We start from the raw sequence: 25,084 nt of genomic DNA on the forward strand, positions 1-25,084 counted from the left end.
CTCAGCGTCCGGATGAGGATGATCCCTTGGACTTGGCGACATCGGCTTCAAAGAAGTCCGGGATCTCGTGTTCGAAACTCTTCATGTAGCGGGCGTAGCTCAGCGTCGCCTGGTCGCCGAGGATCGGCAGGTGCTGTCCGGCTTGCTGCCCCGATGCCTGCAGGCGGAACAGGTTGCGCGTGGTATCGCCTATCTGGCTGCGGCCGGGCCGCGGGGCTGCAGTGCTGCCGTCGGTGATGGCCACTGCTGCAGGCGCCGCCTGCGGCACCGGTGCTGGCGGGGCCGCCAGGTCCACGGTGGGCAGTGACTCGGACTGCAGCGGCTGCGAAGACGACGCAGCCGGCGTGCTGCCGCCAAGCATCTGCCCGGTCAGCGGCTGTTGCTGCGCCTGCACGGCGGCGGCTGGCAGCAGGCAGATCAGAACGGGCAGCAGGCGTCGGGTCAGGGGCGTCGCGGTCATGGTGTGTTCCCGTTCGGGTGGTCGGAGGCGCTGAAGCGTTCCAGCATCGAGGGCGGCAGGCGCTGCGGATCGCGTTCATCGCGGGTGTCGCGGCGCGGTTCCGCCGCCAGTCGCGTGGCGCCGGGCGGGTTGCCGGCGGCATCGCTGGCGAGAGCACGGGCAGTGGCCGGCACGACTGCGGCGGCTGCCGCTGCGGCCTGGCGCTGCTGCAGGCGGGTACGGATCTGCGCCGCCTGTTGCTGGATGCTGAGCCGGGTCTCGTCGTTGAGGTTTGCTTGCTGGGCGAGGCGTTCGGCAGTGGCGGTGTCGCCCCGCAGTACCGCCCAGAGGGCGAGGTTGGCGGTGGCCTTGGCATTGCCCGGTGACAGCTCCAGCGCCTTGGCCAGGGGTTCGCGCGCGCGCTCGAACTGCCCGGCGCGTAGCCGCGCATAGCCCAGGTCGCCGAGATAACTTGTATTCAATGGCTGCAGTTCGGTCGCCCGCGCCAACGCCTGCTCACTGCCGGCGTCGTCGTCGCGGCGCGCGGCAATCAGGCCCAGGCCATGGGCGGCCGCGGCGGCCTGGGGGCCACTGGAAAGATCGCGGTACAGGGTGACCGCGGCATCGGCCTGGCCGGTCTCGCGCAGCGCGTCGGCCTGCAGCAGGCGCAACGCCGGCGGATCGCCGTAGCGCTGGCGGAAGGCGTCGACGTGGGCGAGCGAGGCATACCATGCGCCTTGCTGCTGCATGCGCTCGATCAGCTCCAGGTAGGCATTGCGGCTGTCCTGCGGCGCCGGTTCGGGCGCGGCCAGGCTGGGCGCGCGCAGGTACTTCGGCGTGGTCGATGCACAGCCGCTGGCGCCGGCAACGGCAGCCAGGGCAACAATGAGGCAGGAAGTGCGCAGGGCAGGCATCAGGGGGACCCCATCTTGGACATGGTGGTGGCCAGCGCGACCAGCGCCGGACCGGCAAGGACCAGCATCAACGCTGGCAGCAGGGTCAGCATCATCACCACGGTCATCTTCACCGAGAGCTTGCCGACCTTTTCCTTCAGCGTGTTGCGACGCTGTTCGCGCAGGCGGATGCTGAACTGCCGCAGGGGCTCCTGCACCGCGCCGCCATGGGCGTGCACCTGCAGGATCAGCTGCATCAGGCTGGTCAGGTCATCGTCGGCATAGACCTCGCTCAGCCGGCGCAGGGACTGTGCGCGCGTGCGGCCGTGGGTATAGGCGATGTTGGCCTCCTGCAGCTCGCCGCCGAGGACCGGCAATGCATCGCGCAGCTTGTCGCCGAGCGTCTGCAGGCTCTGGTCCATGCTGAAGCCCACGCCTTGCAGCAGACGCAGCAGGTCGATCAGCAGCGGCAGCTCGTTGTCGACCGCTCGTCGGCGCCGTTTCACCCAGGAGGAGAGAACGAACTTGGGCAGCAGCAGGCCGGCGGCGAGGGCGCCGATGATCACCATGATCCTGGCCAGCCCGGTGACGCTGCTGAATGTCAGCACCAGTACCAGCACCAGCACGGCCAGCAGCAGGCGCAGGCCGAGGTAGATGGCCGTACCGCGGCGGGTGTTCCACCCGGCCAGATCCAACAGCAGCCGGTCTTCATTGGCCAGCAACGCCGTTTCCAGGCGGCCGCCGCTGAGGGCACGGCCGAAGCGTTCCAGCCAGCCCAGCGAATCGTGCCGCGCAGGCTCGGTGTCACGGGACGCCTCGCGCGGCTGCAGGGCGGTCTTCAAGGTGGCCGTTGTACGTTGCTCACGATGGCTGCGTACCCAGCCGCCGATACCGAGCAGGGCGATACCGGCGGCCAGCACGAGCAGGGAGAGGGCGAACCAGGCACTGGCGCTCATCGGTTGTCTCCGGCGGGGCGAAGGGGGTTCATAGCGACTTGGCCAGGCGATACAGCAGGAAGCCACCGACAAGTTCCATGCCCAGTGCAAGCAGCAGGATCTTGTGGCCGAGCGGATCGTGCAGCACCGGCTGGAAGAAGTCCGGGCTGGTGATCGCCATCAGTACCGCGCAGGCCGGTGGCAACAGGCCCAGCACCCACGCTGACATCCGCGTCTCCGAGGTGGTGGCTGCAAGCTCCTGCTGGGCCTGTTCCAGATCGCGCATGAAATCGCCCATGCGCTGCAGGATCTGGTCGGAGCGCCCGCCGATGCGCACGCTGACACCGATCACCACCGACAACACCTTCAGCACATCCATGCGATAGGGATGCGAGGCCTGTGCGAGTGCACGGTCCAGCTCCATGCCACTGCGTGCAAAGCGCACCGTGGTGTCCAGCAGCCCGCGCAACGGCGCGCTCGTCTGCATCGACGCAACCTGGAACGCGGCCTGCAGGCTGTTGCCCAGTGCGGTCAGCCGCACCAGGTTGTCGAGGAAGTCCGGCAGCTGATGCAGCAGTTGCGCACGCAGCTTGGTGGTCCGCCGCATCACCCACAGCCAGCAGCCAAGCAGGTACAGCAGCAGGGTCAGCGGAAACATCCATGCGGTGCCCAGCCGCAGCATCGCCACCACCGACAGTACCAGCCCCGGTACCAGCAGCATGATGGGAATTTTCCAGCCGGTCTGCAGCCCTGCGCGCTGCAGCAGGCCATCCAGCGGCAGCACGCGGCGCCCGGCGCTGGCGGGCCGCGCCGGGTCGTTGGCAGCGGTGACGGACGGCCCGGCGGGTGCTCCGCCCGTGGCGCTTCCGCGCGAAAGCTGCTGCTCGGCGTGCCGCATTGAAACCTGGCGTTGCTCACGGCTGCTGGCCGTGCCCCACAGCCAGGCTGCCAGCGCCAGCAGCACCGCGATGATGCTCAGCATGCCCAGCAGCGCGCCGGTTCCCATGCTCAGAAGTCTCCGTAGAGCGATTCGCGCAGCTGCTGGCGGAACGGCTCCAGCTTGTGCGAGTGCGGATGGAAGCCCAGCCCGACCCAGCGATCGATCTCTTTGCCGTTACCGTCGATCTGCAGCTCGTGGCGGAACATTTCCTGGGTGGTGATCAGGTTGTCGCTGACCCCGGTGATCTCGGTGATCGAGACCAGCACGCGGCGGCCGCTGCCCAGGCGCGAGATCTGCACGATGAAGTCGATGGCACTGGCGATCTGCCGGCGCAGGCTGTCCTCGCTGCCCTGGAAGCCAGCAAAGCCGGCCAGCATCTCGATCCGGTACAGGCAGTCGCGGGGCGAATTGGCGTGGATGGTGGCCATCGAGCCATCGTGGCCGGTGTTCATCGCCTGCAGCATTTCCAGCACCTCGGCACCGCGCACCTCGCCGACGACGATGCGGTCGGGGCGCATGCGCAGGCTGTTGCGGACCAGATCGCGGATGCTGACCGCACCATGCCCTTCGGCGCCGCCGATACGGCTTTCCAGGCGAACTACATGCGGGTGGTTGAGCGAGAGCTCGGCGGTGTCTTCGACGGTGATCACGCGCTCGTTCGCGGGGACGTAGCTGGCCAGGGCGTTCAGCAGCGAGGTCTTGCCCGAGCTGGTGCCGCCGGACACCAGGATGTTGCAGCGACCCAGTACCATCGCCTTCAGCAAGGCCTGCATCGGCGCATCGAAGGTGCCCTTGGCCAGCAGTTCATCGGGGGTGAACGGGTCCTTGCGGAACTTGCGGATGGACACCATCGGTCCATCCACCGCCAGTGGCGAGATGATCGCGTTGAGACGGCCGCCGTTGGGCAGGCGCGCATCGACCATCGGATTGGAGTCATCCAGGCGGCGCCCAAGCGGGGCGAGGATGCGGCGCAGGATGCGCAGCAGATGCGTATCGTCGGTGAAGCGCTGGGTGGCCCGCTTGAGCTGGCCGCCCTGGGACACGTGCACATCCTTGAAACCGTTGATCAGGATGTCTTCGATGGACGGGTCGTGCAGCAGGTCGTCCAGCGGGCCGAAGCCGGTCAGCTCCTTGACCAGGCCGTCGGCAACCACCTGCATCTCCTCTTCGTTGATCGGGATGCGCCATTCCTGGATGAATCCAACCGTCTGCACCTGCACCCAGCGGGCGATGGTGTCGGGGGCCCAGGAATCGATGTCGATGCGCTCGTCCTCGATGCTGTTGAGCAGGTGCTCATGCGCGGCCGACAGCACCTTCTGGTACTGCTCGGTCTGCGCGAACGGCTGATGGCCCGGCGAGCTTTCGGGCAGCACCGGCCGGGCAACGGCATGCGGGAACGGGGTTACCTTGTCTTCCATTGCGATCCACCCAGGGCAAGGGAGAGTCTTTCCCGCAGGCCCTGCGCCTGGACCGGGCAGGCAGCCGGATCCAGGCGCGAAACCAGCGGGGCGAGGGCACGCAGGTAGGGGTCGCGCGGCGCATCCTGCAGCAGCAGGTGACCCTGGCTGGCAGCCAGGCGCACGCGCGGTCGTTCGGGAAGCGTGGCCAGCAGGGGAACCTCGAAGCGGCGCGCGATCTGCTCCGGGCTCATGCCGCTGCTGTCATCGTGGCGGTTGATCACCAGCTGCAGGCGCTTCTCGCGTTCGCGCTGGCCGGCAAGATGCTTCAGTGCCTGGTCGAGCGACACCAGCGTGGCAATGGAGGCATCGGTGACCAGCCAGATCTCGTCGGCCTGGTCCAGCAGCAGCGGCGGCAGCTGACGCAGCGGGCAGCCACCGGCATCACACAGCACGCTGGCGAACACGGTGCGCAGGCGCTGCAGCAGCGCACCCGGATCGGACGGCGGTACCGCATCGCTGCCGCTGGCGCGGTCCAGCAGCACCAGCCCGGAATCGTGACGGGCCATGGCCGTACGGGCGAGGGTGGCGTCGATGCGACTGGCGTTGCGCAGCGCGTCTTCGTAGTGGAAGCGGCTGTCCAGGTTGAGGTACAGGGCGAGGTCGCCCGAAGGCTGGGCCAGCTCCATCAGCAGGCCATCCTGCTGCAGTGCCTCGCCCTGTGCCAGTGCACGGGTCTGCTGTGCCAGCACCGAAAGATGCGCGGCCAGCGTACTGGTGCCGACCCCGGCGCGCACGCCCAGCAGGACGATCAGGCGGGCCTTGTGCGCCTGCTGCGCGGCGGCGGCCGGTCGTGGTGACAGGGCGCGACGCAGCGCGGCCTCGATGCCGACGTTGTCGCTGTCCAGGTCCAGCACATCACGCAGGCCTGCCCGCAATGCGATGACAACGCCTTCCACCTGGCCGGCACTGGTGGCACCGACCGCGACCAATGCCAGATCCGGCTCGGTCTGCTGCAGTTGCTGCGCCAGCACGCTGGAGGCGGCCGCATGTTCCGGGCGGAAGTCGAGCAGCACAAGGCTCTGCGGCCCGCGTTGCAGGTCCTGGGCGGAGGTCGGGGTGCTGCTGTCCTGCCAGTGCAGGGTGGTGGTTGGCGGCAGTTTCGCCGCCAGCCGGGGCAGCAGTTCGCGATCCATTCCGTACAGGACCAGGTTCATCGGCGGTCCTTGCGGATGCAGCGGCTGGGCAGTGGCGTAGGGCATGGGCGTGGTATCGCAGGCATCATGGAATCAGCGTGAGAAGCCGGGCACCGGGTCCTGGCTGATAGGACCCAGCAGCCAGGCGCCCCATTCGGGCATGTGCGGCTTGGCCTCGCGGTCGCCGGGCAGCGGCAGCTCGGTGTTGCGTGCCAACGGCTTCACCAGGCGTGGCGTGACGATGATCACCAGTTCCTTGTCCTGGCGCTTGTAGTCGAAGTTGCGGAAGAACGAGCCGATGATCGGCAGGTCACCCAGCAGCGGGATCTTGCCGACGCTGGAAACCACGTTGGAACTGACCAGGCCACCGATCACGAAGCTCTCGCCATCGCCCAGTTCGACCGTGGTATCGGCGCGGCGGGTGGTGATGGAGGGAATCTGCACGCCGTTGAGCGCGATGGCGTTGCTGTAGTCCAGGTCGCTGGCTTCCGGTGCGACTTTGAGGGCGATGCGGTTCGGTGCCAGTACCGTCGGTGTCACGGTCAGGCCGATGCCGAAGGGCTTGTAGGTGATGGTGGTGGTGCCCAGTCCCTGCGGTTCCAGGATCGGCAGCTCGCCGCCGGCCAGGAAACTGGCGCTCTGCCCGGACAGCGCGACCAGTGTCGGTTCGGCCAGCACACGCGCCATGCCATTGCTCTGCAGCAGGTCGACGTCGGCATTCCACAGGCCCTTGGTCGAGCCGAACACCAGGCGGAAGGCCGAAGAAATGGGCGATTCGGCTTCGTTGCCGGAGTTGCCTTCCTTCATGCCGGGCAGGATGCCGGTATTGCCCGGCAGCTGGCCGCCCGGGCGGGCGAAGCCGTAGGCGAAGTTGCCATTGCGGTTCTGGAAGCTGATGCCGATCTGCTTCAGTGCGGTCTTGTTGAACTCGACCACCTTGACCTCGACCTGGACCACGCCGCCGCTGCTCACCGTGGATGCGTCGGCAAGCAGGCCATCCTTGCCCAGGGCCATGGCGGCAGCCTTCTGCTCCTGCATGTGCGACAGCACGCTCTTGGTGCTTCCCTTCAGCAGGCCCTGATTGTCCTGCTGGGTGAATACCAGCCCGTTCGCGCCGGCGTCGGCCGCACCCTGCACCGCACTTTGTACCCGCACCTGCAGGCGCTGTGGTTCGGTCTGCTTGCGGTGCCAGAGCAGGAGCGTGGTGGTGCCCGGCGCCTTGCCGACCAGCAGGGCCTGGCGCTGGCCGCGCAGCATCACGATATCGGCCACGCCCGGATCGGCAATGGCGACCCGCTCCAGATCACCCGGCAGGGTCCAGGGGCGCTGCTCACGCGCCTGCAGCACCAGGTCGTCGGCGGCCACGCTTGTCGCCGGTGCCAGCAGCACCAGCAGCAGGGCCAGCCAGCGCTGGCGGGGGGAAGGGCGTGGACTGCGGCGACGTTCGGTCATGGATGCGCTCGATGCAGGTCAAAGGGAACCACGGGGGGCGGAGCTGTCACCTCGGATGATTTCGATGCCCGATGCGCGTGGGGCGCTGCGCCGTGGTGCGGGTACGCGTGCCGGGGCATCCTGGGTGCTGCGCGCGGGCGCGTTGCTGCGGCCGGCCAATGCATCGCCGTCGATGCCGGCGAAGGCGTGATTCTCTGGCCGCTGCAGCGCAAGCTGCTGTTCCGCATCCAGGCCACGCAGGGGATCAATCACCCCGCGTGCCTGCGGGAACAGCGCCAGATCGGGCTGGCCGGAATCGGCAGGGTTGCGCAGGGCGAGGAACAGCTTGCCCTGCTGCGCACCCAGCAGCAGCCGGTTGGCATCGGCCACCGGCACCGCCAGTACCGCGCTGCGTGCCGGCTGGGCGGTCCCGCTGCCCGTGCTCTGGGTGCTGCTGCTTCCGGTGATGTCGGCGGCGCGTGGATCGTTGCGGCCATCGGCCTCGTTGCTGGCAACAGCGTCATGGTTGGCCGGGGCGATGTCCTGCTGGCCATAGCTGAGCACGCGCAGGCGCGACAGCAGCAGGCGCGTCTGTGCTGCGTCGGCCGGGCCGCCGGCAGTGGATTGGGCATTGCGCAGGTTGAGGAACACGTCGACGAAATCACCGGGCAGGATGCGGTTGCCGGCCCCCACCAGCTCGTCGACCGGGACCGCCAGTGCGCGTTCCCCGGGGCGCAGCTGCAGCGAGAATCCCTGCGCGAGTGCGTTGCTGCTGATCGCCGTGCCTTCGGCGATGTCCTGCACCGGCACCTTTCCGACCACGGCGGAAATGCTGGTGGCGGCACCGGCAACCGGGGCGCTGCGCTGTGCGAGACGCAGTCCGTTGGCAGAGATCGGTTCGCCGGCCGGCAGTCGCGCCACCGCTTCCACCACGGTGATCGCCTGGGCTTCGCTCTGCGTCATCGGGGCAACCGTTGCCGGTGCGGCCTGCTTGCGCCCGATCATCAAGGCGATCACCGCCAGCAGCACGGCCAGCCCGATCAGGGCGACGGCAGCAATGCGGGTCAACTTGAGCATGGAACCGTCTCCTGTACCGAACGTCAGTTGCCGCTGCCGAGGTCGAGCTGAGCGACCGCGACGCTGCGGATGGGAGCCCGCATCACCCACTTGTAAAGCGTGGCGGTGCCGGGCAGGAAGGGATGGCTTGCGTAGTCGTAGCTGACCGTCACGGTCATGCACTGGGCGCTGGCCAGTCCGGCGCAGGGGGCCTGCGCGGAAACCAGAATGGCGTTGTTTCCGCCATTGCTGCAATCGACCGGCTGACCCGAGAAGTTCAGCAGCCACTGCATCGAACTACGCGCCGCAACGCAGGCGGCAGTACGGCGTTCGTTGGCGCTGCCATAGCGCAGCGATGCACGTGCACCCTCGGCCGAGGCGGTTGCCAACGTCTGCTGGGCCGCCATGATCATTACGCCGGAGAACGTGAACAGCAGCAGCGGCAGCAGGCCCAGCATCAACATCAGCGCGAACTCGATGCTGGCCGCGCCACGTTGCCGGCGTCGGTTGTGGATGTTCATGCCACACCTCCGTACGTGCTGATCAGGACCCAGGCGATGGCGGATACCGCCAGGTAGGCGGCGTAGGGAATGCCTTGGCGTCCCTGGCGGGCGCTCTGCATCCCGCGCAGCGCCGGGTGCGAATGCCATTGCGAACTTGCCCGATGCATATGGGCTTGAAGGCCGATGGGCAGTACTGGACCCAACCGTCGCGATACCAGCACCAGTGCGGCATGTGCGCCCGCTGCCAGGCTGGCCGCGATCCAGATCGGCAGCAGTGCCTGCCAGCCCAGCATCAATCCCAGTACCGAAAAGAATTTGACATCACCGGCGCCCATCCAGCGCACTGCATGGAAAGGCAGCAATGCGACCAGGCCGAGCGCCGCGCCGGCAACGTGGGAAGCCCACGGCAGGCGCGGCGCGTTGAACTGTCCGGCGATGAGCACGACAACGGTGATCGCGCATGCAGACAGCAGCCAGGCGTTGGGCACCCGACGGGCGTACAGATCGCTGATCGCGATCCGCAGGCACACACCGATGGCCAGCAATCCCAGCAGTGTCATCGCACCCTCCATTGTCCGTCAGTGGACGGTCAGCCGCCGCCTTCTGCAATGAGCCGCAAGCGCAGCCGACGGCTGCGCGGTCCCGGTCAGTTCCCGCCGGCAGGCGGTGTTGCACTACCGGAGGCCTTGGTGGCCAATGCGGAGAGATTGGTGAACAAGGTCTCGAAGAAGGACTTGATCTGCGCATTGCCGACCGCGATCAGGATGCCGGCAATCACAGCCGCCAGCAGGCCGTACTCGAGTGCGGTGACGCCATCTTCTTCCTTCAGGAACTTGCGGATCGATGCGTTCATGACGTTTGTCTCCCTCTACCTGTCTGCTACAGGACACCTGTTGGGCGGTGGCCCGGCTCCGCCGGGATCGTCCGTGGACCTCCGCACGTCCTGGCGGAGGAGGCACGGCGGGATGGACCCGCTGTGCTCAAGCAGGGTGATCGTTTCCAGGCAGGACGCCGTTCGCGCAACCGCGACCGCGCGGCGCGGGGCCGGTGGTCGACGTGTCGAGCGATACGTGCATGGTCATGCTGTCCCCCTGGGTGCGGTCATTATCAAAGACCGGATCACCGTGTTATCGACTTTGCCTGAATGGCGGCCGGCTGCAACCGGAACCTATATGCAAATTCGGCAGAATCCCATTGCTCCTTAATTTTCAAGCCGGGTTCTGTGACGGAAATCCGTTCGCCCGCACAACGATTCATCGACGTGCAGATAATGTGAGGCAGGCTTCAGGTCGCATGCGAAAACTGTGCCAAACACGACAATCTGATTTTCACCTCTGTATCCATCTTATTCAACGCGGTGCAGATGTTTACCCCGTTGAATTATCGGGCATACTCGCATTCAAGTACTCGCGTTTCTTTTGGGGTGCGCACCTTGGCGGCGCGCATCCCGGTGATGGAAGAGATTCCATGAGAGGTGCGCGCCCTGTCAGGCAGTGGGGGCCGTACCGCACGGCGGATAATCGGGGGGACGACACTGTCATGGTCGATGGTGGGGTAGGAGACAGCGACGACAGCGGCCTGCGGTCGATCGACCTGGCGACGCTGAGCGGCGTGCTTCGTGTATGTGATGTCGAACTGCTTCTGCTCGATGGCAATGGGCCGCGGGCGGCCTTCGCGTCACGCGTGCACGAGGAGGCGTTGTTCTGCAGCATCAGCTGTGGATTCCATTGCCGTGGACGTTTCATGCTGCCGCCGGACTGGGCGATGCTGGGGTATCTGCATGCGACCGATGAAACCCTGAGCTGGTGCCATGGCGTACCGCTTGCCCCTGGGATGGCGCTGACCGTGATGCCCGAGGGCATCAGCGAGTTCACCCTGAGCCCGGGCACGCACATGACCCTGATGCTGGTGCCGGTGGCACGGGTGCAACGCAAGCTGACCGAACTGAGCCTGCGCAGCACGCCGCCGGCCGGACAGGCGCTTTCACTGTTCAATCTCGCCAGCGAGGCCGCCCCGCTGGCACAGCATTACCAGCAGCTGCACCTGCAACTGGGCCAGGGCACGGGCCTGCAGCCGGAAGAAACCGAGCGGCTGCTGCACGAACACGTGCAGGCACTGCTGGGTGCGGGTTCCGCCGAACGCCCGGGTTGCAGCCGTGCGCGGCGCACGCATTATCTGATCGCACAGCGGGCGGAAAACTTCATGCGCCTCAACCTGCGTCGCAATATCTACATGAATGAGATCTGCGACGCTGCCGGTGTCAGTGAGCGTGGGCTGCGCTATGCGTTCGAGGACCTGTTCGGTACGTCGCCCAATCGTTACCTGTCGATGCTGCGCCTGTGCGCAGCCTGCCGCAGCCTGTCGATGGCCGATTCCAGCCGCCGTTCGGTCAAGGCCATCGCCCTCAGTTGTGGCCTGTGGGACCTGTCGCGTTTCGCCGACAACTACCGCAAGGTCTTCGGTGAACTGCCGCGTGACACGCTGATGCGCGCACCCGCGCAGATCGGCCAGCCCGCCTGATCCAGACCCCATAAGGGTTTCCCGGCGGTTCCTGCCGGAATTGCATATCCGCTTGCCGATATGGTTGCCGCTTCTGCATAACCGGCTGCCGATTCCGACCGTGGATTTGCCGGAATGCGCGATTGCCGTGCCGGAATGAAGTGCGCAGCCGCCGTTGCAAACGCTGAAATGTCAGTCACCTGCCTAACGGCAAGTCCACTGACATTCCAGTTGTTCGCCTACGGGGGAAATGCTCATGAACCGCATCTACCGGCGTGTATGGAACCGCCAGCTCAATGCTCTGGTTGTGGCCTCGGAACTGGCCACCGGCGATAGCGGCGGCAGCGCCGCCCGCGATCCGCGCAGTGTCCTGCTGATGCCGACCGCACTGGCCCTGGCCCTGCTGTGTGCGCTGGCCAGCGGGCATGCAGGAGCATCCGAATCCAATCAGTCGCTGCGTGATCTGCAGGCACTGGCCGCGAAGTACGCGCAGCCGATGCCGGTCAAGGTCGACGCAGAAGTCGCGCTGGCCGCGGCATCGCGCCAGGCGCAGAGCAGTCCGGCGATCAGCGCGGACGCGCGTGTGGGCCTGCAGCTGAGTACGACCTCGCTGCCGATCGTGCGCGACGTGCTGCCGGCGACCGTACAGGTGAAGCTGGCGGCGAACGCCGCGCCGAAGCAGGTCGCGGTTCCTGCACTGGCCGCCGATGTTCGCGCCAATGTCGGGCTGGGGCACGCAGCGTCCAATGTGGCGAAGATTGATGCCTCACTGGCGGCCAACGTTGCGCCGTCCGCGCATGCGCCGCTCGGTGTGGCTGCGGATGCGCAGGCGAAGGCCAGGGTTGGCATCGCCGGTGCCCAGGTGGCCTCGATCGATACCGGTGCCAAGGCGGCCGCCGCTGTTGCTGGCGCATCCGCTGGCTCGCTGTCCGGCCTCAAGGCGTCCGTTGACGGCAAGGTGGATTCGCAGCTGAAGCTGGCGGGCCACCAGATCGATGGTCAGGGGCAGGTCAAGGCGACGGCGGCGGTCACGTTGCCGGCAAAGGAGGAGCTGCCGGGCGAGACCCATGATCGTGCGATCACCGCAGCTTTCGATACCGGTGTTGCCGGCAAAGTGCGCGTGCAGGCGCCCGATGGCCAGGAAGTCGTGGCCGACCGCAATCTGAAGCTGGCCGGCCAAGCGACTGTGGCAGCGCAGAACAGCGCACTGGGCGTGGGTGGCCTGGTGGGCGGCGTTGTCGGTGCGGCAGGTGGCGCCGTGGGTGGCGTGCTTGATGGCACCGTCGGCAACACGGTTGGTGCGGTGGGCGGAGCAGTGGGCAGCACGCTCAATGGCGCCGTTGGCACGGTTGGTGCAGTCGGCGGCACTGTGGGTGGTGCACTCAACGGCACGGTCGGTTCGGTCGGCAGCACCGTCGGCGGCGCACTCAACGGTGCAGTTGGCACGGTTGGTGCAGTCGGCGGAACCGTCGGTGGTGCGCTCAACGGCACGGTCGGTTCGGTCGGCAGCACCGTCGGCGGCGCACTCAATGGTGCGGTTGGCACGGTGGGTGCAGTTGGTGGCGCCGTGGGCGGCACGCTCAACAATACAGTGGGTGCGGTGGGCAGCACCGTCGGCGGTGTACTCAATGGCGCTACAGGTGGCAGCACCGGCGGCCTCGGTGGCCTGCTGGGCGATACGCTTGGCAATGTCGGCGGCGCCGTCGGCAACCTGCTCAATGGAAACCTCAACGGCACCATCGGCAATCTCGGCAGTGCCGTAGGCGGCCTGGTCGGCGGCACCCTCGGCGGTCTCGGCCTGACCAAGCCCTCGGCGATCCCGCCGACCAGCCCGAAGGCGCCGGCTCCGGCCGATCCGAACGCGGGCCTGATCATCGGCACCGGTGGCCTGGTCGGCAATGTCGGGCAGCTGATCGGCCCGACCACCACCAGCCTGTTCGGTGGCAACGGCTACCTGAGCAACGGCAACCTCAAGCTCAGCAACGCCAACGTGATGCAGACCTACTCGACGGTCAATGTGCTAGGCCTGCCGGTGGTCAACCTGTCGCCGGTCGGCAGCACCCTCAATGGCCTGGGCGGCGCCGTCACCGGCGGCAGCTCGCACCTGACCCTGATCGGCGGTGTCACCTCCGACAGCTACATCTACAACATCAACAACGGCAATCCGGGCGGCCTGCTCGGGCTGCTGCTGCCGAAGGATTCGCCGGCATGGGCGGCCAAGTGCCTGGATATCGTCCTCGCCGACATCTCCTGCTGGGCAGTCAATGCGGCGCAGGACTACCAGGTGCTGATGGGTGACGGCGCCTTTGCCAACGGTTCTAAGGAAGTGGTGATCGGCGCCAATGCCCGCCACGAACTGCCGAAGGTCGATGCCAACGTGGCCTTCCCGGGTGCAGGCACCAATGACCCGAGCAACCCGACCGGCGTGCCGACCGCGGACTACGCCGCACGCATGGGTCATTCGGTGATCGTCGGCGACAGCGCGGTGGGCACGGCCAACGGGCAGACCCTGCTCGGTGCCGAGGCGACCTCCAACCAGGCCAATTCGGTTGCACTGGGCTACCGTTCGGCCGCGCTGCGCGGTGCCCAGGCCAGCTACAGCGCCTATGGCCTCACTGCGCCGCAGGTCTCGGCCGGTGAAGTGTCGGTGGGTACCGCCGGTGGCGGCGAGCGCCAGATCACCAACGTGGCCGCCGGTAGTGTCAATACCGATGCGGTCAACGTGGCCCAGCTGAAGGGTGCCATCAGCCTGATCGATGATGTGGCGGCCGCTGCGGTGACCTACGATCTGGACGGTGCCGGTAATCCGAACTATCGCCGCGTCACGCTCGGTGCGGGCACCGGCACTACCACCATCGGCAACCTGGCCGGCGGTGCGGTCACCGCCGGCAGCCTGGAAGCGGTCAATGGCGGCCAGTTGGCGGCGACCAATGCGGCCATCGCCAGCTTCTTCGGCGGTCGCGCAGCCTTCGATCCGGCCAGCGGTGCCTTCACCGCACCACTGTTCGAGATCAGCACCATCTCCACCGGCGGTGCGATCGCCAAGGGTCTGTATGAGAACGCCACCGATGCCTTCGCCGCGGTCGATGGTTCGCTGGTCAATCTCAACACGCAGATCACCGACATCCGCAACGGTGGCACCAAGTATCTGCGGGTGAACTCGACCGGTACCGAGGCACTGGCCAGCGGCGCCGACTCGATCGCGGTCGGTACCAACGCCCGCGCCACCGCCGCCAACAGCATCGCGGTGGGTGCCGGCAGCCTGGCTGACCGTGCCAACAGCGTGTCCATCGGTGCCGCCGGTGCCGAGCGTCAGGTCACCAACCTGGCTGCGGGTACCGCCGCCACCGATGCGGTCAATGTCGGCCAGCTGCAGGCGTCGGAACAGGGGGCACTGCGCTATGACCTCAATGGCGATGGCAGCGTCAACTACGCCAGTGCCACGCTCGGCCAGACCGGCACGGCCACCACGCTGCGTAATCTCGGCCCGGGCCAGGTCAGTGCCACCAGCAGCGAGGCCATCAACGGTGCCCAGCTGTTTGCGGCCAACCAGGCCGTGGCAACCCACCTCGGTGGTGGCGCGGCGGTCAACGCCAGCGGCGTGCTGACCGCACCGACCTACTCGATCAACAACGTCGCCGCCAACGGCACCGTGACCAAGGGCAGCTACAACGACGTCGGTACTGCCTTCGATGCGGTCAGCAACTCGCTGGCCAACGTTGCCGACCAGACCGATGAGATCGACAAGCTGGCCGTGAAGTACGACGTCGATGGCAGTGGCAACGTGCTCAACAGCGTGACGCTGACGGGTACCGGCACCGGCGCGGTGAAGATCACCAACGTCGCCGCCGGCAGCATCCTGGCCGGCAGCAGTGATGCCATCACCGGCGACCAGCTGTTCAGCACGAACAGCACCATCGCCAACTACTTCGGTGGCACCACCGCGTACAACGGCACCACCAACGTGTGGACCGCGCCGAAGTTCAGCATCTCCAGCATCGCCACCGACGGCACCTTTACCAGCGGCGACTACAACAATGTCACCGCCGCCTTCACTGCGGTGGACGGCTCGCTGAAGGTCCTCAACCAACGCATCACCAACAACAGCGGTGGCAGTGCCTACCTGGCAGTGAACTCGACCGCAGCGCCTGCAACGGCTGCCGGTGCGGAAGCGGTGGCGGTCGGCCCGCAGGCCAGTGCGGCCGGTGCCAACAGCGTGGCGGTCGGCAACGGCGCCAGCGCCAGTGCCGGCAACAGCGTCGCCCTGGGTGCCGGGTCGGTGGCCAGCGTCGGTGCGCAGAGCGGCTACACCGGCGCCTATGGCCAGACCGGCGCCAGCAACTCGGCCGGTGAGGTTTCGGTCGGCAGCACCGGCAGCGAGCGCAAGATCACCCATGTCGCCGACGGTTCCGATACGTACGACGCAACCAATGTCGGCCAGCTGAAGAACGGCGTGAACTACGCCATCGACGAATCGAAGAAGTACACCGACCAGAAGATCCAGAACATCACCAACGTGGCCGGCAGCTTCCGCGCCAACAACACCAACAACCTGGCCGATCCGTCCGCCAGCGGTGCCAACTCGGCCGCAGGTGGCGCAGGCTCCACCGCCGCCGGTGCCAACTCGACCGCGCTGGGCAATGGCTCGCAGGCGCAGGCCGACAACTCGGTGGCGCTGGGTGCGGGTTCGGTGGCGAACCGGGCCAACACGGTCTCGGTCGGTGCCGCCGGTGCCGAACGCCAGGTGGTCAACGTGGCCGACGGTTCGCAGGCTACCGACGCGGTCAACGTACGCCAGCTGCAGGCCTCGCAGCAGGGTACGATCCGTTACGACACCACGGTGAACGGCGCGACCAACTACAACAGTGTCACGCTGGGCAGCACCAACAGCGGCCCGACCACGGTGCGTAACGTCGCCGCCGGCACCGCCGGTACCGACGCAGTCAACGTCGACCAGCTGAAGTCGGGCATGGCGCAGACCCTGGACTGGTCGAAGGCATACACCGACGAGCGCATGGGTGGCTTCGAGCGCGACCTGCGCAAGACCGACAACCGCGCCTCGGCCGGTATCGCCTCGGCTATGGCCACCGCAGCACTGCCGCAGCCCAGCGAAGCGGGCCGCAGCATGGCCTCGGTCGCCGCCGGCAGCTACAACGGCGAGTCGGGCGTGGCGGTTGGTATCTCCGGTGTCTCCGAAGGAGGGCGCTGGATCTACAAGTTCAGCGGCTCCACCAACAGCCGTGGCGAGGCCGGTGTGGCCGTCGGTGCAGGCATCCAGTGGTGATCCCCGCCGCCGGGCCGCACGCGCGGCCCGGCATCGCGGAAACGTCCAAAGGGGGAATGACATGAAACAGCATCGCATCGCCCGCACCGGCCAGACGGCCGCAGTGCTGGGCCTGGTCCTGGGAATGGGCCTGCTGGCCGCCTGCCGCAGCCATGCGCCGGCCGCCGAAGGTCCTGCCGAAACCACCGCCGTGCAGTTCCCGGAGGCCTCGAAGGCCTCGTTGAAGGAAGGCATCTATCCCGACGTCGCCGACCTGCGCCGTTTCGCGCCGGGCATGAGCAAGCGCCAGCTGTACACGCTGCTGGGCACGCCGCATTTCAACGAGGGCATGTGGGGCGTGCGCGAGTGGAACTACCTGTTCAACTTCCGCACTGCGCAGGGCGCGGAGTACTTCACCTGCCAGTTCCAGGTGCGATTCGACAGCAAGGGCATCGCCCAGGGTGGCTACTGGAAGCCTGAATCATGTGCGGCGGTGCTGGACCCGCCGCGGCCGCCGGCCCCGCCTGCACCGGCGCCGTTGCCGGAGCAGCCGTTGCGCCTGTCCGCCGATGCGCTGTTCGGTTTCGACAGCGCGGTGCTCAGTGCCGAAGGCCAGCAGGCCGTGCAGGGCGTACTGGCGCAGGTGCGCGAGGCCAGTCAGGTGCAGTCAATCCGGGTGACCGGGTATACCGACCGTATCGGCAATGCCAGCTACAACCAGGCCCTGTCGCAGCGACGTGCCGAGGCCGTGCGCAGCGCGCTTGTGCAGGGCGGCGTGGCTGCAGCCAGCATCAGTGCCGAAGGACGCGGCGCGGCCGAGCCGATCGTGCAGTGCGAGCAGCGCAACCGTCGCGAGCTGATCGCCTGCCTGGCGCCGAACCGGCGCGTGCAGATCGCCGGAATGGCCCAGCCGCGCTGAGAGTCCCGCACCGGGGCCACGCCCCGGTATCTCGAGTCCCCCCTGACCGCCGGCAGGACGTGGCCACGTCTCCCCCGTTGTCCACGCCTGCCGGCGGCTCAGGTTTTCCATGGTGCACGCGATGAACGCCCAATTCCTGCCTCTTTCCATGAAGACGGAAACCACACTGAGTGTGTACGGCCAGCTCGGCAATCATGCGGTGGTGCGCATTCCGGGGCGGCGCCTGCCGGGGTTGATCCTGCAGGCCGATACCGTGGCCGGCTTCCTCGCCCAGCTGCAGGAAGCCCAGGCCTGCCTGCGCAGTGGGCGCGCACAGCGCACCGACGCCGAGCTGGACATGCTGATCGACGTGCTGCAGCAGTGGTATGCGCTGATTGAATCGCGCCTGGCGGACGCCGGCGAGGCGCTGTAGTAGAAAAAGGGGACGGAGGGGATTAAGTCGTTCTTGCCCCGGCTGTGCCGGAAACGACTTAATCCCCTCCGTCCCCTTTTTTGTATCAGGCGCGGGCGCGGACCAGCCAACAGGCGGCATCGACGCGCACACGGTCGCCTTCGATGAAGGGCGCGAACGCGGCCAGCGCCTTGTTTCGAAGTGCGTCGGCGCGGTCTTCGGGCAGATTGCGCAGCGCCAAGCCCAACGGGCCCAGCTGGCCGACATAGGTCGGCAGTTCATCGCGGGCAATCGAGCACGGCAGGTCTACCGCGACCAACTCCACATCCTTCCAGCCGGCGGCCTGCAACAGACGCTGCACGCGCTGGCCATCGGCAAAGGCGAACTGGCCGGGTGCTCCTGGCACCCGCGGCGGAAGCTCAAGTGCATCGCCGATCGCGCGTTCGGCCGTGGTCATGAACGGGTTCTCGTCGGCACTGCGCCAGGCGATGAAACGCAGCCCAGCGCCTGGCGTTGCAGCACGATGCAGGTTGGCGAAGGCGGCCTCGGTATCTTCGAAGAACATCACACCCAGCCGCGACTGGATCCAGTCGAAGTGTGCGGACGGAAGCGGATGCCGCTGCGCATCGGCCACGATGAAGTCCGCGTCCAGTCCTGCCGCCTCGGCGCGCTGACGGGCCAGTGCCAGCATCGGCGCGGAGATGTCCAGGCCGGTGCTGTGTGTCGCCGGGCGAGCGGCGGCTGATGCCAGCAGGCTGGCGCCGGTGCCACAGCCGATATCGAGCAGTTGCGTGACGGTTTGCGGAAGCTCGGCCACCAGCAGGTCGGCCATGGGCTGGAACAGGCCATCGAGGATGGCCTGCTGGGCGACCCAGATCTGGCCGCCAGGGCCATTCCAGAGCGCATTCTGATCAACGGGGGATGTACTGGCCATGACCTTGTCCTGCCGGGAAGTTGCCCATAGGTTGATGCTTGAAGGCGACTTGAGGTCAAGCCCATGCGTGAACTGGATATCGGCGAGGTGGTGAAGCGCAGTGGCGTGCCGGCCTCGACCCTGCGTTACTACGAGCAGCTCGGGTTGTTGCAGTCGCTGGGCCGTCGCGGCCTGCGCCGGCAGTACGACGATCAGGTGCTTGAGCGCCTGGCGTTGATCGGCCTTGGCCAGTCGGCCGGGTTGTCGCTGCAGCAGATCGGGTTGTCGCTGCCGCCTCAGCGCGGATGCATTACGCTGGATCGCGAAGCCCTGTTGGCACAGGCCGATGTGCTGCAGCAGCAGATCTCCCAGCTGCAGCGGGTGCGCCGTCATCTACAGCGCGCGGCGGCCTGCCCGGAAGCACAGGACGCGCGCCAGTGCGGTTCGTTCCGCAAGTTGTTGAGGGCCCAGCAGCGCCTGGCGGGTGGGTGAGAGAAGCGCATCCACGCCATGCGTGGATGAATCAATCGCGGGTACTGACTTCCCAGGTGGCATGCAGCACGCCCGGCACGTGCTCCATCCGCGCCAGCACAACGTCCAGCTCATCGGCACTGACGGCGGTACTGACCAGCACCGCGATCACATCGGTGGGCGCGTCGGCATGCTCGACCACCTGCACATCACCGACCGGATACTGCGCTGCTTCCAGCGCATCGACCAGGCGCTCGCGCACGCGCGGCACGGCTTCGGCATCCACACTCAGGCGCACCTCGTAGGTGGCCTCGGTGGCCGTCTCGTTGATCGGGATGCGGTTGATCGCATTCACCAGCGGCCGCAGCAGGGTGTTGCCGGCGATGATCAAGACCGTCAGCAGCACGCCTTCGGCCAACATGTCCGCGCCGGTGCAGCTACCGACCGCCGCCGAGCACCACAACGTGGCGGCGGTGTTCAGCCCGCGCACGTTCATGCCTTCCTTCATGATCACGCCGGCGCCGAGGAAGCCGACCCCGGAGACCACGTAGGAGATCACCCGCACCGCCTCGGCACTGCCGGCGATGCGCATGCCCAGGTCGACGAAGGCGGCGGCGCCGACCGCCACCAGCACGTTGGTGCGCAGACCGGCGGTGCGTTGCCGGTACTGGCGCTCGGCGCCGATCAGCGTGCCGAGCACGAAGGCGGCCAGCAGGCTGACCACGGTGTCGGCGAAGGGGCCGGCCTGGAAGGTTTCAATGAAGCGCATGGTCGGAGTCTACCCGGTCGAAGTGACAGTAGATCCACGCCATGCGTGGATTTCCAGCGGTCCAGAAACGACTTAATCCCCTCCGTCCCCTTTTCGCGGGTCAGTCGGTGTCCTCGACGCGCTCGCCCATCAGTTCGCGCTGGCGCTTGTCCAGTTCCTCGGCGTAGCGCTTGCGTACGAAGGCTTCGGAGACCACGCCGAGCACCTGGCCGTCGGCGGCGACCACGGCCAGTTCGTCGGCCTGGGTGTGGTCGAAGCGCTGCATCACGGTGACCACGTCCGCGCTTGGCAGCAGTGACACGTCGCGGTTTTCCGCCAGTTCGCCGATCGTGGTTTCGGGCTTCACGCCGTCGCCGTACACGCGCGGAATCTGCACGATCCCGGCGTAATGGCCTTCGCTGTCGATCAGGATCACGCGGCTGCCCGAGCCCAGCGGGAAGCGCTGGCGGAAGGCGGCGGCATCGAGGTCGGCCGGCGCGGTGGCCACGCCCTTGCGCATCAACCGGCCGGCGTTGAGGTTCTGCACCCAGCCCACGTCGCGGGCGCTCTTGATGGTCTCGCCGCGCAGGTGCATGCGCCAGGTCGAGAAGGAATAGCCGAACCACTGCCGCACGAGCGTGCTGGAGACCAGCACCGCGCTCATCACCACGCTGGTCAACAGGAAGTCGTGCGTGCCTTCCAGCACGAGCATGGCCATGGTCATCGGTGCGCCGACCACGGCGGCGGCCAGCGCGGCCATGCCGGCCAGTGCGGCCGAAGTTGCATCAATCACCGGCACGCCGGTGGCCATCGCCAGCAGGCCGGCGAACAGGGCACCGACCAGGGTGCCCATGAACAACGAGGCGAAGAACAGGCCACCGCGGAAGCCGAAGCCCAGCGAGATGCCGGAGGCCAGGCACTTCAGGGTCAGCAGGCCGCCGATCCAGATCAGTGGCAGGTGCGTGGTCAGGTCCAGGTGCAGCGCGCCATGGCCGGACGACAGCACCTGCGGGCTGGCCAGTGCCAGCGGAATCAGCAGCAGGCCGCCCACCACCGGCCGGCCCCACAGTGGCAACGGGCTGCGCTTGACCGTGCCTTCGATCGAGGCGATCAACCGCATCACCGCGATGCCGACCATCGCGCAGCAGCACCCCAGCAGACCGTAGATGGCGTAGTCGGCGGCGCGGACATCAATCGTCGAGGCCGCCGGCAGCAGGTAGGCCTCGATGCCGGCCTGGTCGGCCACGAACGCGCCGGCCAGTGCGGCGACCGCGACCGGGGCGAGTGCGGCCGGGGTATAGGCGCCGATGACGATCTCGAAGGCGTAGAACGCACCGGCCAAGGGTGCACCGAAGGCGGCGGCGATGGCGCCGGCGGCACCGGCGCCGACCAGGATGCGCACATCGTTGCGGCGCAGGCGCATCACTCGGCCCAGCTGCGAGCCGCTGCCGGCACCCATCTGGGTATAGGAGGCCTCCAGGCCGACCGAAGCACCGCAGCCATTGGAAACCAGTGTCTGGGTCAGCACGATCAGGTTGTCGCGCATCGACATGCGCCCGCCATGCAGGGCGTTGGCTTCCACCGCATCCAGCAGGGGTCGCTTGAGACGGGTCGCAGCCAGGCTGACCAGCCCGACCAGCAGGCCACCGAGCGGCAGCACCAGCAGCGCGGTCCAGGTCAGCGAGGGCAGGGAGCTCAGGCGCATGCCGTCGTCCAGCCCGTACAGGGTGCCCTGCAGCCAGCGTGCGATGCCGGACTGCAGCAGGGTCAGGTAGCCGGCGATCAGGCCGACCAGCAGGGCAAGCGCAATGAACCACAAGTCACTGCCGCGCAGCCGCAGGCGCAGGCCCTGGAAGGCCGCATGCAGGCGCGATGGCGAAACAGGCAGTGACATGGTGGCGGCATGATACGCCGCCACCGTGATCGCCGCCGTCACTGCATCGGGCGGTTACTGCGTCAGAAGCGGTAGCGGCCCTGCACGTAGAAGGTGCGCGGCGCAGCCACCATGCGGCCGGCGTTGCCATCGACGTTGCGGGTATACCAGCGCTTGTCGGCCAGGTTGTTCACGCCCAGCGCGATCTCGCTGTCACCCAGTCCCGGCACCTGCCAGGCCACCTGCGCGTTCCACAGGCGCACGCCCGGCACGCGGCCCACGCGCGCATCGGCGCTCTCGGCCCAGGTGTTGGCCGCATCGGAGAACTGGCCGCTCTGGTGGGTGCTGGAGACATTGAAGGTCCAGCCGGCCAGTGCATAGCGTGCGCCGACGCTGTCGGTGTCGCGCGAGTAGAACGGCACGTCCAGGCCACGGTTGTCACCGGACTGCTGGATCGCCTTGGTCCAGGTGTAGTTGGCGTACAGCTCCAGCCCGGCCAGCGCACTGCCCTCGGCGAAGCGGTACTCCAGCGCGCTTTCCACGCCCTTGTGGTCGGTGGCACCGATGTTCTGGAAGGTCGGCGGGGTGATGCCCGGCACCTGCAGGATCTGGTTGTCGAAGCGCATCTTGAACACGGTCACTTCCGCGCGCAGTGCACCGTCCTGCCAGCGCGCACCGAGTTCGGTGGTCTTGGCGATTTCCGGATTCAGCGGGTTGCTGGCGGTCTGTGAGTTCAGCTGGATGTTCTGCACCGGCCCGAACGAGGTGGTGTAGTTGCCGAACACGGTCAGCTGCGGGGTCAGCAGATAGGCGACGTTGAGCGAGGGCAGGGCCTTGTCGTTGCGGCTGCTGAAGGTCGCCGCGCCCCCGGCCTGGCGGCGGTCCATGTCGATCCACTCCATGCGCACGCCCGGGGTGATCCGCCACTGGCCGATCGCGATGCGGTCGTCAATGTAGAAGGCATGTGCGTCGGTGGCGTTGTCGAAGCGGTTGGTGGCGCTGGCCACGCCGGTACGGCGGGTGACGGTGTAGCTGCGGTCGTTGCCGCGCTCGCGCAGGAAGCGGTAGCCGGCGGTGATGTCATGCACCGTGCTGCCCCAGTGCAGGCGCTGGGTATAGCGCGGCTCGATGCCCAGCACGCGGTAATCGCGCGGCTGCACGGTCAGCTGGGTATTGGCCGCGTTGATCAGCGAGCTGGCACGGCTGCTCTCGTTGTAATAGGCCAGCACCTCGAACTCGCTGTTGTCCGACAGCGTGTTGGTGTAGCCCAGGTCGATGCCGGTGCGGTGGCCCTTCCAGAAATCGGTGGGGCGGGTGTTCTGGAACGGGTCGGCCTCGTACTGGGCGCGGGTCAGGCCGCCCGGGGTCAGCGAGCGTACATCGTAGTAGGAGAGCTTGGCGCGCAGTTCCTGCTGCTCGTCGATGGCGTAGGCGAACTTCAGCGCGAGGTCGTTGAAACGGTCATCGCTGCCCTGGCGCCAGCCGCGGCCGTCCTGGCCGGAGTACAGCAGGGCGGCGCCCAGGCCGTTGTCGCCGGTGCCGCCGAGGAAGGCGTTGTACTGGGTGCTGTCACCGCCGCCATGGTCGTAGGCGGTGTAGCGCACGCCCGCTTCGCCGTGCAGGCCGGCCCCGGTGGGAATGGCACGGGTGCTGAAGTTGATGATGCCGCCCACGTTCTGCGGGCCGTAGCGCACCGCGCCGCCGCCGCGCACCACGTCGATCGATTCGATGTTGGACAGGCTGGTCGGCGCGAACGACAGCTGCGGCTGGCCATACGGCGCCACCGCCAGCGGTACACCATCCAGCAGTACAGTCGAGCGCGGCGAGTAGCGCCCAGTCAGGCCACGCACGCCGATGTTCAGCGAGACCGAACTGCCGGCTGTGCCGGAGTTGTCGGTGACCTGCACGCCGGGGATGCGGCGCATGGCATCGCCGATGCTGGCCGCGCCGCTGGCCTCGATGCGCTGGCGGTCAACCACGGTGCGCGCGCCGGCAAAACGCTTGACGCTGTCATGCAGGCCGGTGCCCAGCCAGCTGCCGGAGACCTGGATGCTGTCCAGCGTGGTGGCACCGTCCTGGGCGAAGGTGTTGGCGGCCGGAAGCAGGCACAGGGCGAGGGCGGCGGCCAGCGGCAGGCGGGCCGTTTGCGGGGCGTGGATGGGCATCGATGCAGGTCGTGGAAGGGCGTAAATGAGAATTATTGCTGATTCCATTCGCCAATGGAATGCGCCTCCGGTTCATGCTGATGGGCCGGTGGTAAAGTGGGTGATTGCTTCCTGACTCGCTGAGATCTGCCATGTCCCAAGCCGCTTTCTACCCCGTCGGAACCCCTGGCCAGCCGTGGGGAGCGGCGGAACGGGAGGCGTGGCGTGGCCGCCAGCAGCGCCTGCGTCGCTACGACGAGGAGGTGCTGCCGCGCATCGAGGCACTGGCTTCGCGCTTCGACAAGGTGGCCTATGGCCAGCTCGACTACGCCGGCGAGACCTACACCCTGTTCGCCCTGCGCAGCCGCGACTGGAACCCGGCGCTGCCGGCCGCGCTGGTCACCGGTGGCGTGCACGGCTACGAGACCAGCGGCGTGATGGGCGCGCTGGAGTTTCTCGAAAAGCACGCCGCCGATTACGCCGGCAAGGCCAACCTGCTGGTGGCACCGTGCGTGAATCCGTGGGGCTTCGAGCGCATCAATCGCTGGAACTTCGATGCGATCGACCCGAACCGCAACTTCCGCGCCGATGGCCCGGCCCGCGAGTCGACCGCGCTGATCGAACTGGTCGCACCGATCAAGGGCCAGTTCGTGCTGCACATCGACCTGCACGAAACCACCGACAGCGACGAGAGCGAGTTCCGCCCGGCGCTGGCGGCGCGTGATGGCAAGCCGTTCGAGCCGGGCCTGATTCCGGATGGCTTCTATCTGGTGGACGACAGCGAGGCCCCGCAGGCGGCGTTCCAGCAGGCGGTGATCGCTGCGGTGGAGAAGGTCACCCACATCGCGCCGGCCGACGACAAGGGCGAGATCATCGGTTCGCCGGTGGTGGCCCATGGCGTGATCGAGTACCCGCTGGTGAAGCTGGGCCTGTGCGCCGGCATTACGGGTGCGAAGTACACCACCACCACCGAGGTCTACCCGGACAGCCCGCGTGCGACCCCGCAGCAGTGCAACGACGCGCAGGTGGCCGCAGTGTGCTCGGCGCTGGATTACGCGCTGGCGCACCCCTGA

21 protein-coding genes are annotated in these 25,084 nt (G+C 67.4%); 6 read left to right on the top strand and 15 right to left on the bottom strand.

Annotation, left to right across the window (positions count from 1 at the left end; translation table 11 throughout):
- Position 1: 1 nt before the first annotated feature.
- The 11 genes from V3B48_RS16865 to V3B48_RS16915 form a co-directional block, all read right to left on the bottom strand.
- Positions 2-460, bottom strand: coding sequence for a DUF3613 domain-containing protein (locus V3B48_RS16865; RefSeq protein WP_049398475.1), 459 nt, complete (start codon positions 458-460; stop codon positions 2-4).
- Positions 457-1,353 carry a Flp pilus assembly protein TadD gene (locus tag V3B48_RS16870; protein WP_329894110.1) on the bottom strand — a complete coding sequence of 299 codons (897 nt, stop codon included), beginning with the start codon at positions 1,351-1,353 and terminating at the stop codon, positions 457-459. The genes V3B48_RS16865 and V3B48_RS16870 overlap by 4 nt, the downstream gene beginning before the upstream one ends.
- Positions 1,353-2,288 (bottom strand): type II secretion system F family protein, encoded by a 936-nt coding sequence (locus V3B48_RS16875; protein WP_032128078.1) that lies wholly within the window; start codon positions 2,286-2,288, stop codon positions 1,353-1,355. The genes V3B48_RS16870 and V3B48_RS16875 overlap by 1 nt, the downstream gene beginning before the upstream one ends.
- A 28-nt stretch (positions 2,289-2,316) precedes the next feature.
- Positions 2,317-3,273 carry a type II secretion system F family protein gene (locus V3B48_RS16880; RefSeq protein ID WP_032128077.1) on the bottom strand — a complete coding sequence of 319 codons (957 nt, stop codon included), beginning with the start codon at positions 3,271-3,273 and terminating at the stop codon, positions 2,317-2,319.
- 2 nt (positions 3,274-3,275) lie between these two features.
- Positions 3,276-4,625, bottom strand: coding sequence for a CpaF family protein (locus V3B48_RS16885; RefSeq protein WP_049398477.1), 1,350 nt, complete (start codon positions 4,623-4,625; stop codon positions 3,276-3,278).
- Complete coding sequence (locus V3B48_RS16890; RefSeq protein ID WP_032128075.1) at positions 4,610-5,866, bottom strand: fimbrial protein; 1,257 nt, start codon at positions 5,864-5,866, stop codon at positions 4,610-4,612. The genes V3B48_RS16885 and V3B48_RS16890 overlap by 16 nt, the downstream gene beginning before the upstream one ends.
- A gap of 27 nt (positions 5,867-5,893) precedes the next feature.
- Positions 5,894-7,252 carry a type II and III secretion system protein family protein gene (locus V3B48_RS16895; RefSeq protein ID WP_329894111.1) on the bottom strand — a complete coding sequence of 453 codons (1,359 nt, stop codon included), beginning with the start codon at positions 7,250-7,252 and terminating at the stop codon, positions 5,894-5,896.
- Between the two features lie 18 nt (positions 7,253-7,270).
- On the bottom strand, positions 7,271-8,308 hold the full coding sequence (cpaB, locus tag V3B48_RS16900) for a Flp pilus assembly protein CpaB (protein WP_329894112.1): 1,038 nt from the start codon (positions 8,306-8,308) through the stop codon (positions 7,271-7,273).
- 23 nt (positions 8,309-8,331) lie between these two features.
- The gene (locus tag V3B48_RS16905) at positions 8,332-8,808 is read right to left on the bottom strand and encodes a TadE/TadG family type IV pilus assembly protein (protein ID WP_049398481.1); all 477 of its coding nucleotides are present in this window, start codon (positions 8,806-8,808) and stop codon (positions 8,332-8,334) included.
- Positions 8,805-9,350 (bottom strand): A24 family peptidase, encoded by a 546-nt coding sequence (locus V3B48_RS16910; protein WP_032128071.1) that lies wholly within the window; start codon positions 9,348-9,350, stop codon positions 8,805-8,807. The genes V3B48_RS16905 and V3B48_RS16910 overlap by 4 nt, the downstream gene beginning before the upstream one ends.
- 86 nt (positions 9,351-9,436) lie before the next feature.
- The gene (locus V3B48_RS16915; RefSeq protein WP_107432184.1) at positions 9,437-9,643 is read right to left on the bottom strand and encodes a Flp family type IVb pilin; all 207 of its coding nucleotides are present in this window, start codon (positions 9,641-9,643) and stop codon (positions 9,437-9,439) included.
- A gap of 686 nt (positions 9,644-10,329) precedes the next feature.
- Here V3B48_RS16915 and V3B48_RS16920 point away from each other — a divergent pair.
- The 4 genes from V3B48_RS16920 to V3B48_RS16935 all read left to right on the top strand — a co-directional run bounded on the left by V3B48_RS16920 (position 10,330) and on the right by V3B48_RS16935 (position 17,883).
- A complete protein-coding gene (locus V3B48_RS16920) occupies positions 10,330-11,310 on the top strand; it encodes a helix-turn-helix domain-containing protein (protein ID WP_032128070.1) in 981 nt (326 codons plus the stop codon).
- 235 nt (positions 11,311-11,545) lie between these two features.
- Positions 11,546-16,573 carry a YadA-like family protein gene (locus V3B48_RS16925; protein ID WP_329894113.1) on the top strand — a complete coding sequence of 1,676 codons (5,028 nt, stop codon included), beginning with the start codon at positions 11,546-11,548 and terminating at the stop codon, positions 16,571-16,573.
- A 61-nt stretch (positions 16,574-16,634) separates the two neighbouring features.
- A complete protein-coding gene (locus V3B48_RS16930) occupies positions 16,635-17,471 on the top strand; it encodes an OmpA family protein (protein ID WP_329894114.1) in 837 nt (278 codons plus the stop codon).
- Between the two features lie 121 nt (positions 17,472-17,592).
- Positions 17,593-17,883 carry a hypothetical protein gene (locus V3B48_RS16935; protein ID WP_019659952.1) on the top strand — a complete coding sequence of 97 codons (291 nt, stop codon included), beginning with the start codon at positions 17,593-17,595 and terminating at the stop codon, positions 17,881-17,883.
- 85 nt (positions 17,884-17,968) lie between these two features.
- Here V3B48_RS16935 and V3B48_RS16940 read toward each other — a convergent pair whose 3' ends face one another.
- A complete protein-coding gene (locus tag V3B48_RS16940) occupies positions 17,969-18,796 on the bottom strand; it encodes a class I SAM-dependent methyltransferase (RefSeq protein WP_285302944.1) in 828 nt (275 codons plus the stop codon).
- Between the two features lie 63 nt (positions 18,797-18,859).
- Between V3B48_RS16940 and V3B48_RS16945 the strand changes: the two genes are divergently transcribed.
- Entirely contained in the window at positions 18,860-19,267 is a 408-nt protein-coding gene (locus tag V3B48_RS16945; protein ID WP_329894115.1) for a MerR family transcriptional regulator, read from the top strand.
- 31 nt (positions 19,268-19,298) lie between these two features.
- On the opposite strand, the gene V3B48_RS16950 is transcribed toward V3B48_RS16945, so the two are convergent.
- From V3B48_RS16950 to V3B48_RS16960, 3 genes are all read right to left on the bottom strand, one after another.
- A complete protein-coding gene (locus tag V3B48_RS16950) occupies positions 19,299-20,015 on the bottom strand; it encodes an MgtC/SapB family protein (protein WP_024957423.1) in 717 nt (238 codons plus the stop codon).
- 100 nt (positions 20,016-20,115) lie between these two features.
- Positions 20,116-21,888, bottom strand: coding sequence for a chloride channel protein (locus V3B48_RS16955; RefSeq protein ID WP_329894116.1), 1,773 nt, complete (start codon positions 21,886-21,888; stop codon positions 20,116-20,118).
- A gap of 62 nt (positions 21,889-21,950) precedes the next feature.
- Positions 21,951-24,032 carry a TonB-dependent siderophore receptor gene (locus V3B48_RS16960; protein ID WP_329894117.1) on the bottom strand — a complete coding sequence of 694 codons (2,082 nt, stop codon included), beginning with the start codon at positions 24,030-24,032 and terminating at the stop codon, positions 21,951-21,953.
- Positions 24,033-24,163: 131 nt separating this feature from the next.
- Here V3B48_RS16960 and V3B48_RS16965 point away from each other — a divergent pair, with 131 nt between their 5' ends.
- Positions 24,164-25,084 (top strand): M14 family metallocarboxypeptidase, encoded by a 921-nt coding sequence (locus V3B48_RS16965; RefSeq protein WP_329894118.1) that lies wholly within the window; start codon positions 24,164-24,166, stop codon positions 25,082-25,084.

It is taken from the genome of Stenotrophomonas sp. SMYL20 (genome assembly GCF_036320045.1).
In the GTDB taxonomy this organism is placed as follows: Bacteria; Pseudomonadota; Gammaproteobacteria; order Xanthomonadales; family Xanthomonadaceae; genus Stenotrophomonas; species Stenotrophomonas maltophilia_A.

Coding starts and splice junctions, on each gene's coding strand:
- V3B48_RS16865 (WP_049398475.1), bottom strand. CDS start 460: ATGACCGCGACGCCCCTGACCCGACGCCTGCTGCCCGTTCTGATCTGC.
- V3B48_RS16870 (WP_329894110.1), bottom strand. CDS start 1,353: ATGCCTGCCCTGCGCACTTCCTGCCTCATTGTTGCCCTGGCTGCCGTT.
- V3B48_RS16875 (WP_032128078.1), bottom strand. CDS start 2,288: ATGAGCGCCAGTGCCTGGTTCGCCCTCTCCCTGCTCGTGCTGGCCGCC.
- V3B48_RS16880 (WP_032128077.1), bottom strand. CDS start 3,273: ATGGGAACCGGCGCGCTGCTGGGCATGCTGAGCATCATCGCGGTGCTG.
- V3B48_RS16885 (WP_049398477.1), bottom strand. CDS start 4,625: ATGGAAGACAAGGTAACCCCGTTCCCGCATGCCGTTGCCCGGCCGGTG.
- V3B48_RS16890 (WP_032128075.1), bottom strand. CDS start 5,866: ATGCCCTACGCCACTGCCCAGCCGCTGCATCCGCAAGGACCGCCGATG.
- V3B48_RS16895 (WP_329894111.1), bottom strand. CDS start 7,252: ATGACCGAACGTCGCCGCAGTCCACGCCCTTCCCCCCGCCAGCGCTGG.
- cpaB (WP_329894112.1), bottom strand. CDS start 8,308: ATGCTCAAGTTGACCCGCATTGCTGCCGTCGCCCTGATCGGGCTGGCC.
- V3B48_RS16905 (WP_049398481.1), bottom strand. CDS start 8,808: ATGAACATCCACAACCGACGCCGGCAACGTGGCGCGGCCAGCATCGAG.
- V3B48_RS16910 (WP_032128071.1), bottom strand. CDS start 9,350: ATGACACTGCTGGGATTGCTGGCCATCGGTGTGTGCCTGCGGATCGCG.
- V3B48_RS16915 (WP_107432184.1), bottom strand. CDS start 9,643: ATGAACGCATCGATCCGCAAGTTCCTGAAGGAAGAAGATGGCGTCACC.
- V3B48_RS16920 (WP_032128070.1), top strand. CDS start 10,330: ATGGTCGATGGTGGGGTAGGAGACAGCGACGACAGCGGCCTGCGGTCG.
- V3B48_RS16925 (WP_329894113.1), top strand. CDS start 11,546: ATGAACCGCATCTACCGGCGTGTATGGAACCGCCAGCTCAATGCTCTG.
- V3B48_RS16930 (WP_329894114.1), top strand. CDS start 16,635: ATGAAACAGCATCGCATCGCCCGCACCGGCCAGACGGCCGCAGTGCTG.
- V3B48_RS16935 (WP_019659952.1), top strand. CDS start 17,593: ATGAACGCCCAATTCCTGCCTCTTTCCATGAAGACGGAAACCACACTG.
- V3B48_RS16940 (WP_285302944.1), bottom strand. CDS start 18,796: ATGGCCAGTACATCCCCCGTTGATCAGAATGCGCTCTGGAATGGCCCT.
- V3B48_RS16945 (WP_329894115.1), top strand. CDS start 18,860: ATGCGTGAACTGGATATCGGCGAGGTGGTGAAGCGCAGTGGCGTGCCG.
- V3B48_RS16950 (WP_024957423.1), bottom strand. CDS start 20,015: ATGCGCTTCATTGAAACCTTCCAGGCCGGCCCCTTCGCCGACACCGTG.
- V3B48_RS16955 (WP_329894116.1), bottom strand. CDS start 21,888: ATGTCACTGCCTGTTTCGCCATCGCGCCTGCATGCGGCCTTCCAGGGC.
- V3B48_RS16960 (WP_329894117.1), bottom strand. CDS start 24,032: ATGCCCATCCACGCCCCGCAAACGGCCCGCCTGCCGCTGGCCGCCGCC.
- V3B48_RS16965 (WP_329894118.1), top strand. CDS start 24,164: ATGTCCCAAGCCGCTTTCTACCCCGTCGGAACCCCTGGCCAGCCGTGG.